At 64.3% G+C, this 13,004-nt stretch carries 11 protein-coding genes; 4 read left to right on the forward strand and 7 right to left on the reverse strand.

Features of this window, described 5'->3' with window-relative positions:
• Positions 1-12 precede the first annotated feature (12 nt).
• Positions 13-1,500, reverse strand: a complete 1,488-nt coding sequence (locus ACT3TS_RS11300) for an MFS transporter (RefSeq protein ID WP_444531609.1) — start codon at positions 1,498-1,500, stop codon at positions 13-15.
• 418 nt (positions 1,501-1,918) lie between these two features.
• Between ACT3TS_RS11300 and ACT3TS_RS11305 the strand changes: the two genes are divergently transcribed.
• Entirely contained in the window at positions 1,919-3,322 is a 1,404-nt protein-coding gene (locus ACT3TS_RS11305; RefSeq protein WP_444531610.1) for an MFS transporter, read from the forward strand.
• Between the two features lie 119 nt (positions 3,323-3,441).
• On the opposite strand, the gene ACT3TS_RS11310 is transcribed toward ACT3TS_RS11305, so the two are convergent.
• The 4 genes from ACT3TS_RS11310 to ACT3TS_RS11325 form a co-directional block, all read right to left on the reverse strand.
• The gene (locus tag ACT3TS_RS11310; RefSeq protein ID WP_444531611.1) at positions 3,442-5,244 is read right to left on the reverse strand and encodes an acetyl/propionyl/methylcrotonyl-CoA carboxylase subunit alpha; all 1,803 of its coding nucleotides are present in this window, start codon (positions 5,242-5,244) and stop codon (positions 3,442-3,444) included.
• A gap of 122 nt (positions 5,245-5,366) precedes the next feature.
• Entirely contained in the window at positions 5,367-5,702 is a 336-nt protein-coding gene (locus ACT3TS_RS11315) for a winged helix-turn-helix domain-containing protein (RefSeq protein WP_444531612.1), read from the reverse strand.
• The gene (locus ACT3TS_RS11320; RefSeq protein WP_444531613.1) at positions 5,699-6,142 is read right to left on the reverse strand and encodes a hypothetical protein; all 444 of its coding nucleotides are present in this window, start codon (positions 6,140-6,142) and stop codon (positions 5,699-5,701) included. The genes ACT3TS_RS11315 and ACT3TS_RS11320 overlap by 4 nt, the downstream gene beginning before the upstream one ends.
• 222 nt (positions 6,143-6,364) lie before the next feature.
• Complete coding sequence (locus ACT3TS_RS11325; protein ID WP_444531614.1) at positions 6,365-6,988, reverse strand: Maf family protein; 624 nt, start codon at positions 6,986-6,988, stop codon at positions 6,365-6,367.
• A gap of 136 nt (positions 6,989-7,124) precedes the next feature.
• On the opposite strand from ACT3TS_RS11325, the gene ACT3TS_RS11330 reads away from it, so the two are divergent.
• From ACT3TS_RS11330 to ACT3TS_RS11340, 3 genes are read left to right on the forward strand one after another with little or no spacing between them, the layout of a single operon-like run.
• A complete protein-coding gene (locus ACT3TS_RS11330; RefSeq protein ID WP_444531615.1) occupies positions 7,125-9,323 on the forward strand; it encodes an MFS transporter in 2,199 nt (732 codons plus the stop codon).
• Entirely contained in the window at positions 9,323-9,874 is a 552-nt protein-coding gene (locus ACT3TS_RS11335; RefSeq protein ID WP_444531616.1) for a TetR/AcrR family transcriptional regulator, read from the forward strand. The genes ACT3TS_RS11330 and ACT3TS_RS11335 overlap by 1 nt, the downstream gene beginning before the upstream one ends.
• A gap of 38 nt (positions 9,875-9,912) precedes the next feature.
• Positions 9,913-10,671: a methyltransferase domain-containing protein gene (locus ACT3TS_RS11340; RefSeq protein WP_444531617.1), complete on the forward strand. Its 759-nt coding sequence runs from the start codon at positions 9,913-9,915 to the stop codon at positions 10,669-10,671.
• 210 nt (positions 10,672-10,881) lie between these two features.
• On the opposite strand, the gene ACT3TS_RS11345 is transcribed toward ACT3TS_RS11340, so the two are convergent.
• Positions 10,882-11,298, reverse strand: a complete 417-nt coding sequence (locus ACT3TS_RS11345) for a DUF779 domain-containing protein (RefSeq protein WP_444531618.1) — start codon at positions 11,296-11,298, stop codon at positions 10,882-10,884.
• A 157-nt stretch (positions 11,299-11,455) separates the two neighbouring features.
• Entirely contained in the window at positions 11,456-12,979 is a 1,524-nt protein-coding gene (exaC, locus tag ACT3TS_RS11350) for an acetaldehyde dehydrogenase ExaC (protein WP_444531619.1), read from the reverse strand.
• Positions 12,980-13,004: the final 25 nt, after the last annotated feature.

Below are 13,004 nucleotides of genomic sequence, written 5' to 3' on the forward strand. Positions count from 1 at the left end.
GTGAAGTGCTCACTAGACCCGCCCCAACGATGCGGCGGACGAGGGCCGCAGGTACACGGCCCAGGTGAGGGCCATGAGCGCCAGATAGGCAACGACGAAGCCGGTGAACGCGCCCTCGTAGCCGCCGGAAGCCTGCCGGGAGGCGTTCAGGACCTGCGGCACCACGAATCCGCCATACGCGCCAATGGCCGAGATGATGCCCAGAGCTGCGGAGCCCTTTCGGGTGGCGCTCATCTGGCCGCCATCACCGGAACTGGAACCGGAACCGGAGCTGGAACCGGAACCGGAACCGGATCTGGAACCGGAACCGCCGGGGCCCTTGGCCCGCAGTGCAAACACCATGGGGATCATGCGGTACGTGGAGCCGTTTCCGGCGCCGGCGGCCGCGAACAGCACCAGGAACAGGACCAGGAAGAGCGGAAAGCTGCCCAACGGCAGGGTCAGGAGCTGCGCCATTGCGGCCAGCGCCAGCACGCCGAAGCTGGCGACGGTGACCCGGGCGCCGCCCCACCGGTCGGCCAGCCTGCCGCCAAGGGGACGGGCCAGCGAGCCGACCAGCGCGCCCAGGAACGCCAGCGAGATCACTGCCGGGCCCAGCGCGATGCCCACGCCGGCGCCAAAGGAATCCATGATCAGCTTGGGAAACACCGCGGAGAAGCCAATGAACGATCCGAAGGTGCCGATGTAGAGCAGCGCCAGGAGCCACAGGTGCGGCTCGCGCAGGGACGCCAGCGAACCGGCAAGGTCGGACCTCGCGCTGGCCAGATTGTCCATGTAACGCCACGCGCCCCACGCCGCGATGAGGATCAGCGGCACCCACATGAGCCCGGCCAATGGCAGGCCCACCGTGCCGGCCGCCAGCAACGCGACGGCGAGCGGCACCATGAACTGTGCGACGGCGGCACCCAGGTTTCCACCCGCGGCATTCAGCCCCAGCGCCCAGCCCTTCTCGCGGGCCGGGTAGAAGTAGGTGATGTTGGCCATGGAGGAGGCGAAGTTGCCGCCGCCCAGACCGGCCAGGGCTGCGACCGCCAGCATGGTGCTGAATGGTGTGTCCGGGTTGCCAACGCACCACGCCATGCCAAAGGTGGGGATGAGCAACAGCAGGGCCGAGATGATGGTCCAGTTGCGTCCGCCAAACCTGGCCACCATGAATGTGTAGGGGATCCGCAGCGTTGCGCCCACAAGGGACGGGATCGAAATCAGCCAAAACAGTTCCGCTGAACTAAACGAGAAGCCTGCGCCCGGCAGAAACACCACAACGATCGACCACAGCTGCCACACCACGAATCCGAGGAATTCGCAGACGATCGACCAGGCGAGGTTGCGCTTGGCGATGGCCCGCCCGGTGCTTGCCCACTGTGCCGGATCCTCTGCATTCCAGTGATGCAGCCACCGCCCGCGCGTGCTCGTTATGGTGGCCCCGCCATTTACGGGTGTGGCTTCCCTCGTGGACGCCGGTGTGGTGTCAACCGTGCCGCCCGTACTGTCCGCAGTCATGAAAACCTCCCGGTTGCTTCGCCGTGTTGGCACCCTCCGGTGCCGCTGTGTGCAGACACTGTGTGGAGGCGCTGTGCGGTGTCTCCACGGTGTTTGTCTGTTGCACCTTCAACGGTAGGGACGTGGCGTTTCGGGGCCGGTCACGAGGTGTGAAATCGCGGTGACGTTTCCCTAACCGCGCCGCGGAAGCGCTGTTAGGTGGCTGCGAGACAGCTCCGTGCGTCCATATGCCAAGACGATTGTCCAGTAGGTGGACATTGGGGTAATCTTGAAAACCGCAGAGTGAAGAGAAAACGCCTTGTCGCAGCTGTTTGACAGTCATTTGTCTGTTAGGTTGACTGTTTGTGCGTGAGACACAGATCACGTACACGCGGACCGTTCGACAAAGAGCGGCAGGGCCCCAAGAGAAAGCCACCCCATGAGCACCTCCCAAAAAGTGGAGCCGGCAGCCAAAGCCAACACCAAGGGCCGCGTCATTGTCGCCAGCCTCATTGGCACCACCATCGAGTTTTACGATTTTTATGTTTACGCAACCGCGGCCGTCCTGGTCTTCCCGGCATTGTTCTTCCCGAACGCCGACGCCGCCACCGCGCTGCTGAGCTCATTCGCGATCTTCGGTGTGGCATTTGTTGCCCGCCCGCTGGGTTCGATCGTGTTTGGCCACTTTGGTGACAAGGTGGGCCGCAAGGGAACACTGGTGGCGTCCCTGCTGACCATGGGCATTGCCACGTTCCTGATCGGCTGCCTGCCGACGGCGCTTGTGCCCGGCTGGGTGTTTTGGGCCCCGGCGCTGCTGGTTGTCATGCGGTTCCTGCAGGGTCTCGCCCTGGGTGGGGAGTGGAGCGGCGCCGCGCTGCTGGCCACCGAAAATGCTCCCGACGGCAAGCGGGCCATCTGGGGAACCTTCCCGCAGCTGGGTGCCCCCATCGGGTTCATCCTGGCCAACGGCATCTTCCTGGCCATGAGCTTTGGCCTGTCAACCCAACAGTTCCAGGCCTGGGGCTGGCGCATCCCGTTCCTGCTCAGCGCCGTCATGGTGATGGTGGGCCTGTACGTTCGCCTGAAGCTGGTTGAAACCCCCGCGTTCCAGAAGGTTGTGGACCAGGGTGAAGTGTCCAAGCTGCCGGTCGGCCGCGTGTTCAAGACCAGCTGGCGCCCCTTGATTCTTGGCACCTTCGTCATGCTCGCCACGTACGTGTTGTTCTACTTGATGACGACGTTCACGCTGTCCTACGGCACCGCGGCATCGTCCCTGGAGTCCGCCAAGGCCAAGGCGGAAGCCGGAGGGAAGCCAATGACCGCCGATGCCATCGCGGAATGGGTTCCAGGCCTGGGCTACACCCGCAACGAATTCCTGATCATGCTCATCATCGGCGTCGTGTTCTTCGGCATCTTCACGCTGGTCTCCGGGCCGCTGGCCGAAAAGTACGGCCGACGCAAGACGCTGCTGTGGGTGACCGGAGGCATCATCGTGTTCGGCCTGACGTTCGTGCCGTTGTTTGGTGCCGGTCTGGCCGGCGTCATGACGCTGCTCATCCTGGGCTTCAGCTTGATGGGACTGACGTTTGGCCCCATGGGCGCGTTGCTGCCTGAACTGTTCCCGACCAACGTCCGCTACACCGGATCCGCCATCAGCTACAACATGTCCAGCATCCTGGGTGCCGCTGTTGCCCCGTTCATCGCCGTGGCCCTCTGGCAGTCCGCCAACGGCAGCCCGGTGCTGGTCGGCGTCTACCTCTCAGCCATGGCGGTGCTGACCTTGATCGCCCTGGTCATCATGAAGGAAACCCGCGACCTGGAATACACCTCCAACGTCAGCTGACCCCTTAAGGAACTGTGTCGCAGTTGTTGGACGTGGAAAGCGCTTTCGAGCGATTTTTCATCCAACAACTGCGACACAGTTGTTTAATCAGGCGGTAGACCCATGCAGGGGCGGGCCGGTCAGTCTTCGATGGTGGCCAGCACGGCACCCGCGGAGACGGTGTCGCCGGCTGCCGCGCTCAGGCCCGCGACGGTGCCTGCGCGGTGGGCCGTGAGCGGCTGTTCCATCTTCATGGCCTCAAGCACCACGATCAAATCACCCTCTGACACCACATCGCCGTCGGCCACGGCCACCTTGACGATGGTGCCCTGCATGGGGGAGGTCAGCGCGTTGCCGTTGGCGGCGGCCGTTCCTGTGCTGCGGTTGCGCCCGGCCTTCTTGGCCTTCTTTGCGCCGCCGTTGGCTGAGCCATTGCCAACCGAGAACGACGACGGCAGCGTCACCTCAAGCCGTTTGCCGCCCACCTCGACGGTCACGCTCTGGCGCGTTCCGGCGTCGTCCATGGAACCGGAAACCCCGGCGAGGTCGAAGGCCGGGATGGTGTTGTTGAACTCGGTCTCGATCCAGCGGGTGTGGGTGCTGAAGGGTTTGCCGCCGGTGGGGGCGAAGGCGGGGTCGACGACGACGGCGCGGTGGAACGGCAGGACGGTGGGCAGACCGCCGATCTGCATTTCTTCCAGTGCACGGCTGGAGCGCTGGAGCGCCTGCTCGCGGGTGGCGCCGGTGACGATGAGCTTGGCCAGCATGGAATCGAAGTTTCCGCCGATGACCTCGCCCGCCGTGATGCCGGAGTCGACGCGGACGCCGGGGCCGGTGGGCAGGGTCAGCGTGGTGACGGTGCCGGGTGCTGGCATGAAGCCACGGCCCGGATCCTCGCCGTTGATGCGGAACTCGAAGGAGTGGCCGCGGACCTCGGGGTCGCCGTAGCCGAGTTCCTCGCCGCGGGCGATCCGGAACTGCTCGCGGACCAGGTCAATGCCCGTCACTTCCTCGGAGATGGTGTGCTCCACCTGCAGGCGCGTGTTCACCTCGAGGAAGGAGATGGTGCCGTCGGTGCCCACGAGGAATTCGCAAGTGCCGGCGCCAACGTAGTTCGCTTCCTTCATGATGGCCTTGGAGGCTTCGTAGAGCCGGGCGTTCTGGTCCGCGCTCAGGAACGGGGCGGGGGCTTCCTCGACCAGTTTCTGGTTGCGGCGCTGCAGGGAGCAGTCCCTTGTTGACACGACGACGACGTTGCCGGCCGCGTCGGCCAGGCACTGGGTTTCCACGTGGCGGGGAGCGTCGAGGAAGCGCTCCACGAAGCACTCTCCGCGGCCAAAAGCAGCGACGGCTTCACGGACTGCGGACTCGTACAGTTCGGGGATTTCCTCGCGGGTGCGGACCACCTTGATGCCGCGGCCGCCGCCGCCGTAGGCTGCCTTGATGGCCAGCGGGAGGCCGAATTCGTCGGCAAAGGCGAGGACTTCCTCGGTGGATTCCACCGGGTTCTTGGTGCCGGGAACGAGCGGGGCACCAACCTTTTCGGCGATGTGCCGTGCCTGGACCTTGTCGCCCAATGCGGCGATGGCCGCGGGGGACGGGCCGATCCAGATCAATCTGGCGTCGATGACCAGCTGCGCAAATTCGGCGTTTTCGGCCAGGAAGCCGTAGCCGGGGTGCACCGAATCGGCGCCTGACCGGCGTGCGGCGTCGATGATTTTTTCCATGACGAGGTAGGAGTCCGCTGCCGTGGCGCCGCCCAGGGCGAAGGCTTCATCGGCCATGCGCACGTGGAGGGCTTCGCGGTCCGGCTCGGCGTATACGGCCACGGAGGCGATGCCTTCATCGCGGGCGGCCCGGATGATGCGGACGGCAATTTCGCCGCGGTTGGCGATCAGGACTTTGCTCAGCTTTTGTGCCGGGGCAGATGGTGAAATGCTCACTGACGGACTCCTTCTATTCTCAAGAGAGCCTAGCGTGAATATGTGGATTTTCCTCACACATCATGGCGTTTATGCGTGTGCACGACGATTACTTTGTGGGGTTCCTACAATATTCGCCGGTGCTACCCGCCGGCGATGAGGCGCAGGGTTGCCATGTGGTGTTCCCATGCCTGATGTCCGACGGCGGTCAGCCTCACCGAGGTGCGCGGGAACTTGCCAACAAAGGCCTTCTTGATCTCAACGAATCCGGCCTTTTCAAGGGTTGAGAGCTGCTTGCTGAGCACCGAATCGCTCACCTGGATGGTGTTGCGCAGGTCCTTGAAATCCATGGTTTCCGTTTTGGCCAGGGCTGCGGCGATGGAAAACCGGACGGGCTGGTGCAGTACTTCGCTGAGTTCATGGCGGGGGTGCTGTTCCTGCGGGGCTGGCTGTTCTTCCGGGGCTGGCTGTTTGCTCATGCGCGCAACTCCCTGAAGGCGGCGGCCACGCCAACGGCTGCCAGAACGACGGCTGCGCTGATGTAGAACTCCAGACTGCCGTTGGGGAAGGCCAGGGCACCTGTGGTGATGGCCGCGCCGTACAGCACAAAGTAGGCGATGAGCGATGTGGCGAACCGCTTGGAGAAGCCCGTTTTGGTCGTACGCATCATGAACGTCCAGGTGAGGGCCGTGATCATCGCCCAGGCGGCGACGCTCATGGCCATCAGCTGTGCGCCGTAACCCGTGTGCGCAACGATGTGAAATCCGATCATCATCATGGAGCCGATGATGGCCAGGGAGTTGAAGACCATGGCTGTGGGCCAGCCGGCGGCATTGGTGGCTGTGGTGCCGATGCCTTCGGCCCGGGCGAGGAGCTCGCGGGCTTCTTCTGCGGAGGGGGAGGTGCCGTGCTGGCTCATGGTGCGCCTTTCGGTTGGGTCATGCTGTTTGATGACTCAACTATACGAAACTACTTTCCATGCCGTCAAGTACTTTCTTTGACTATGAGGTTTGGAGGCGTCGGTTTTGCGGTGGATGCATGGAGGCGTCGGTTTGGCGGACGATTGCCGGTATCGGAATGACGCTTGAAATTGAAGGCCCGGGGAGGCGATGACCCTGACTGCGCCCACAATTCGGTCGGACTACGCCCACAAGTCGGTGATTGCCACTCCGTGCTTGGCCAAAAGCCGGCGCAGCGTCGAAATGGACAGTCCCACCACCGTGTGGGGGTCACCCTCGACGCCCGTGATGAATGCGCCGGCAAGTCCGTCAATCGTGAACGCGCCGGCCACCTGCAGCGGTTCCCCCGTGGCCACATAGGCGTCGATCTCGGCGTCGGACACGTCCTCAAAGGTGACCACGGCGCTGGTAACTTCGCCGTACCCGACGGGAGAGCCGCCGTCGGCCGTGGAATTGGCGGAAACAAGCCAGTGGCCGGTGTGCAGCACGCCGGACCGGCCGCGCATCAGCCGCCAGCGTTCCCGTGCCACAGCGGGCTCCCACGGTTTGCCGTAGGGAACGCCGTCCAGCTCGAAGACTGAGTCGCAGCCAATGGCCAGCGATCCGGACGGGATGGACGCGGCGACGGATTCGGCCTTCGCCCGGGCCAGCAGCAGCGCCGTTTCACTCGGGGTTACTGGGCCGGCCGCGGCGGTGGCGGCGTCCTCGTCGACGTCGGACACCTGGACTGTGTGGGCGATCCCCGCATCGGCCAAGAGCTTGGTGCGGGCGGGGGAGGCGGAGGCCAGGATCAAGGATGGGGTCATGGTTCAAGCCTAAGTGGCCTTGCTCTCTTCTGCCGCCAGAGGCGCAGGCAGCCTTGACGCGAGATGGTGAACGGTGGTTCACTAGATGAGGTGAATGAGCGTTCACCCTTTGATTTTTGCGTGCAGAGAGAAGCCAGTGTCGTTGCAATCCCGTGTCCACCAAGCCACCCAGAGCGCCAGTAAACCCAAGCGGACGTCGCTGGTCATAGCCATCCTCTGCCTGGCCGGAACCGTGGTGTCGCTGCAGCAAACCATGGTGGTGCCGCTGCTGCCGGACTTCCCGCAGATCCTCAACACCTCCGCCGGCAACACCTCCTGGCTGGTGACCGTGACGCTGCTGACCGGCGCCGTCGCGACGCCGATCATTTCCCGGCTCGCGGACATGTTCGGCAAACGCCGGATGATGGTGGTCGCGATGGTCGCGATGGTGATTGGTTCGCTCATCGCCGCGGCGGGCGGAAACCTCGTCACGCTGCTCGTGGGCCGCGCGTTCCAGGGCCTGGCCGTGTCGCTGATTCCGGTGGGCATCAGCATCATGCGCGATGAACTGCCGCGCGAAAAAGTTGCCTCCGCCGTGGCCCTGATGAGTGCCACACTGGGCATCGGCAGCGCGTTGGGACTGCCGATGGCCGGGGTCATTTACGAACACTTGGGTTGGCAGGCGATCTTCTGGATTTCCGCCGGGATTGGGGTGCTGCTGATCATTGGCGTGCTGCTGGTTGTGCCGGAATCCGCGCTGCGCACCAAGGGAAAGTTCGACGGCGTGGGTGCAGTGTTGCTGACAGCGGCACTGACAGCGTTGTTGCTCGCCATTTCCAAGGGCGGCGAGTGGGGTTGGACCAGCGAACCGGTGATCCTGCTGTTCATCGGGACGGTGGTGTTCCTTGCCGTGTGGTTCCCCTGGGAGCTTCGGGTCAGCCAGCCGATGGTGGACCTGCGCACCTCGGCCCGCAGGCCGGTGCTGCTGACCAACATCGCCTCCATCCTGGTGGGCTTCTCCATGTATGCCAACATGCTCAGCACCACCCAGCAGCTGCAACTGCCCAACGTTGGCGGCTATGGCTTTGGGCTCAGCATTGTGATTGCCGGGCTGTGCATGGTGCCCTCCGGGCTCGCCATGGTGGCTTTTGCGCCGATTTCCGCAGGGATCACCAAGCGGTACGGCGCCAAGATGACCTTGATCGCCGGTTCGTTGATCCTGGCCGTGGCCTATGTGGCGCGTGTCTTCCTCACCGGTGAGGTGTGGATGGTGATCCTGGGTGCGACGCTGGTCAGTGTCGGCACTGCGATTGCCTATGCGGCGATGCCGACGCTGATCATGCGGTCGGTGCCGATCACCGAGACCGCGTCGGCAAATGGGCTGAACTCACTGTTGCGGGCCGTGGGCACCTCGACCATGTCAGCGGTTGTCGCCGTCGTCCTGACCTCCAAGGTGGTCCATGTCGGAGGTATTGCGCTGCCCACGGAGGACGCCTTCCAAACGGTCTTCTGGGTTGCGGCCATCGCGGCCCTGCTCTCCATCGGGATTGCCGTGTTCATCCCGCGCATCCAGACGGCCCCCGGGACTACTGCCGGCAGCGTCAGCGGTGTGTATGTTCCCGGACGCAAGGAAGTTGGCAGCGCCGGACCCCGGGTCGGTGCCCCAGCCACCCAATCTGTGCCAGCCACACCTGTCCCAGCCACCTCCGCGCCAGCCACCGCCGCGCCGGCCACCGAAGCCGTGGCAGCGGGCGCACACGGCACGCGAGGCAGACACAGCGCTGAGTATGCTGAGCACATCAAAGGCACCGAAGGCGAGATCGTGGTCAGCGGCACCGTTGCCGGCACCGGACGGAAACCGATTCGGCAGGCCGTGGTCAACGCCCTGCACATCAACGGGGAGCCTGCGGACTGGAGCCGGGCCGACAATGACGGGCGCTACTCCCTGATCCTGCCTGATTCGGGCAGATACCTGCTGGTGTCCAGCGCCGACGGCTGGTCGCCCACATCCCAGGTCCTGGAATTCGCTGAAGCTGCCAGCACACACGACATCCGGCTCACCCAGCGGCTGACGCTCTCGGGTAAGGTCGGTGATGGCGCCCACGCCATGGACGGCGCCCTCGTGACTTTGACCAAAACGACAGGGGAGTTTGTCATGTCGACCTTCAGCGGCAGCGACGGCCGGTACGAGGTGCCGCTCCCTGCTGTGGGGCGCTACATCCTGACCGGCCTCGATCCGGAGGGGCGCAGTGCCGAATCCCTGCCCCTGGTCCTTTCGGCACGGTCGGCTGTCATCGACATCGTGCTCCCGCACCGCGGTGAAACGGCCGACACTCCCGCGCCGGTGCTTGTCTGATGGCCCGGCCCAGCACCCGTGAGGCCGTCATTGACGCAGCCCGCAAACTCTTTGGCGAGCGCGGCTATACGGCCGTGACCGTCAAGGATGTTGCCGCGCTGGCCGGATATTCCCCTGCAATGGTCATGAAGGTGATGGGCAGCAAGGCCAAGCTCTATGCGGCGGCAGCCCCGGAAGTGCCTAGTTTTGACCTGGTTCAGGAGCGCGAGGAGCCGCTGGGCTTTTCCGTGGTCCGCAGGATCCTGCGCCGCCGCCGCGAGGGCGAGCCCGAGCCTTGGTCCATGGTGTCGTTGCTCGTCCAGGACGCCCCTGACCAGGAGGCGGCCCGCACTGAATTGCGCGGCAGGTACGTGCGCTGGGTGGCTGGGCAGATCGGCGATGACTCTTCGGAGAAACTAAAGTCCCAGCTCGTGGTGTGTGTGATCCTGGGTTTGGGTGCGGGCACACGGGTGCTGGGCCTGCTGGAACCGGATGTAATGCCCGACGAGCAGCTCATTCAGCAATACGGCGCGCTGGTTCAGGGCATCATCGACGACCCGGGCGGAGCGTGACGGGACCGCGCTGTCCCGCACCTGTATAGGCTGGACCGATGCGTCGATCGTTTGAAGAACTTGTGGCTGAGGCAAACTCGGTGTCCGTGGCCGGTTGGGACTTTTCCTGGCTCGAGGGCAGGGCCACCGAGGAGCGCCCGCCGTGGGGATATCAGGGGGTCATGGCCGCCAGGATGTCGGCGGCCAGGGCGTCGCTGGACTTGCAGACAGGCGGCGGAGAAGTGCTCGCCGGTGCGGCCGTGGTTCCGCCGCTGGCTGTGGCCACCGAGGCCTGGCCGCCCAATATCCCCGTGGCCACATCCCGACTGCACCCGCGCGGCATTGCGGTGGTTTCCGACAATGACCAACCGCCGCTGCCCTTTGCCGACAACGCCTTCGACCTGGTCACCAGCCGGCACCCGGTCAAGGCGTGGTGGTCCGAAATTTACCGGGTGCTGGCTCCCGGCGGGACCTATGTGTCGCAGCAGGTGGGCCCCGCGAGCGTCTTTGAACTGGTCGAACTCTTCCGCGGGACCCAGCCCGAGCACGTGCGCCGCAGCCGGCACTGGGACGACGCCGTCACGGCAGCCACTGATGCCGGGCTGGAAATTGTCAGTGTGCAGACGGCTTCGTTGCGCACCGAGTTTTACGACATTGGCGCCGTCATCTACTTCTTGCGCAAGGTCATCTGGATGGTCCCGGGCTTCACCGTGGAAGCACACGAAGGCAAGTTGCGGGAACTGCACGGCATCATTGAACGCGACGGCAAGTTCTCCGCCACCACCACCCGCTTCCTGATCCAGGCGCGCAAACCCTGACTTCTACATGCCAAGCACGACGCCGGCCCGTCTCGCCTATGCTGGGGGCTGGCTTACCGTTGGAATCAAGGAAAGGATGCGATATGGAAATCGCCATGGCCGGGGCCATCGTTGTGGCCGTAGTGGCTGTCATTGTGCAGAAGCGGCAGCAGTCAAAGCGTAACCGGAAGTGACACCCCTGCCCGAGTCTTGGGGTTTTCGCAGGCGGACCTAGCCGGCAGCAGGAACAAACCCGTCCACCAGCCGGGAACGGATCAAAAACCGTTTTCCTTCCGGGGACTCGACGGAGAAGCCGCTGCCGCGCCCGTCAACAACATCCACTGTCAGGTGGGTGTGCGACCAATAGTTGAATTGTTCCCTGGACATCCAAAAATCAAGCGGACCGCAGCCTGGCAGCTCAAAGCGTCCCAGCAGGATGTCGGCCTCCGCGGTGATGAAATCGCCCGCCGGGTAGCACATGGGCGAGGACCCGTCGCAGCAGCCGCCCGACTGGTGGAACATCAGCGGGCCGTGCCTGTCCCACATTTTTTGCAGCAGTTCCACGGCCGTGGCAGATAACGCCACCCGGGACTGTGTCTCGCCCGGGATGGTGATGGCGGCGTCCAAGGCATCGGGAATGGCGTCCATGGAAGTGCTCCTTATTAAAGGGTGGATCCCGGTTCCGGGCCGAAAGGGAGTACGGCCCGGAACCGGGGAGTTGTTGGCGCTCGGCAGGTGGTGGGAACGCTGGGCCCACGCCCGCGAGGGGCCCCTGCCGAGGAACGAGGCTGGGGAGCGGCGGGGGTTAGAAGAAGCCGAGCTTGTCCTCGCTGTAGCTGACCAGCAGGTTCTTGGTCTGCTGGTAGTGGTCGAGCATCATGGCGTGGTTCTCGCGCCCGATGCCGGAGGACTTGTAGCCGCCAAACGCCGCTCCCGCGGGGTAGGCGTGGTAATTGTTGACCCACACGCGGCCGGCCTGGATCTCCCGGCCGGCACGGTAGGCGACGTTGCCGTTGCGGGACCACACGCCGGCGCCGAGGCCGTAGAGGGTGTCGTTGGCGATGTGGAGGGCGTCGGCGTAGTCGTCAAACTTCGTCACCGCGAGGACGGGGCCGAAGATCTCCTCCTGGAAGATGCGCATGTCATTGGTGCCCTCGAAGATGGTGGGCTTGACGTAGTAGCCGCCGGCCAAATCCCCGGGGAGGATGTTGCGCTCGCCGCCGGTGAGCAGCTTGGCGCCTTCCTGCTTGCCGATGTCCATGTAGGATAGGATTTTTTCGAGCTGGTCATTTGAAGCCTGCGCCCCAATCTGGGTGTCGGTGTCGAGCGGGTTGCCCTGGATGATGGCCTCGGTGCGGGCGATCGCGTCGGCCATGAACTTTTCGTAAATGCCTGCCTGCACGACGGCGCGCGACGGGCAGGTGCACACCTCGCCCTGGTTGAAGGCGTAGAGGGTGAAGCCCTCGAGCGCCTTGTCGTAGAACGAGTCGTCCATGTCCATGACGTCGTCGAAGAAGATGTTGGGGCTTTTGCCGCCGAGCTCCAGCGTGACCGGAATCAGGTTCTGCGACGCGTATTGGCTGATGAGCCGGCCCGTGGTGGTCTCGCCGGTGAAGGCAATCTTGCGGATCCGCTTGCTGGAGGCGAGCGGCTTGCCTGCCTCCACGCCGAAGCCGTTCACGATGTTGATGACGCCTGCCGGCAGAATGTCGGCGAGCAGTTCCATGAGGACCAAGATGGAGGCCGGTGTTTGTTCCGCCGGTTTAAGCACGACGGCGTTGCCCGCCGCCAGCGCCGGGGCCAGCTTCCACACGGCCATCAGGATGGGGAAGTTCCAGGGGATGATCTGTCCGACCACACCGAGCGGCTCGTGGTAGTGGTAGGCCGTGGTGTTCTCGTCGATCTGGGTCAGGCTGCCTTCCTGGGCCCGGACCACCGAGGCGAAGTAGCGGAAGTGGTCTGCCGCGAGGGGGATGTCCGCGTTGAGTGTTTCGCGGATGGCCTTGCCGTTGTCCCACGTTTCGGCGACGGCGAGCAGTTCGACGTTCTCATCGATCCTGTCGGCGATTTTGTTCAGGACGGCTGCGCGTTCCGTGGCTGAGGTCGCGCCCCAGCTCGGTGCCACCTTGTGTGCGGCGTCGAGAGCAAGCTCGATGTCCTCTGCCGTGCCGCGGGCCACCTCGCAGAAAACCTTCCCGGTGACGGGCGTGATGTTCTCAAAGTATTCGCCCTTGACGGGGGCGACCCATTCTCCGCCGATCCAGTTTTCGTAGCGGTCCTTGAACGTGACCTTTGAACCGTCGGTTCCGGGTTGTGCATAAACAGCCATTGTTTAAACTCCTTTGCGGTGGGGG

The sequence above is a fragment of the Specibacter sp. AOP5-B1-6 genome, assembly GCF_052376555.1.
GTDB lineage: Bacteria > Actinomycetota > Actinomycetes > Actinomycetales > Micrococcaceae > Specibacter.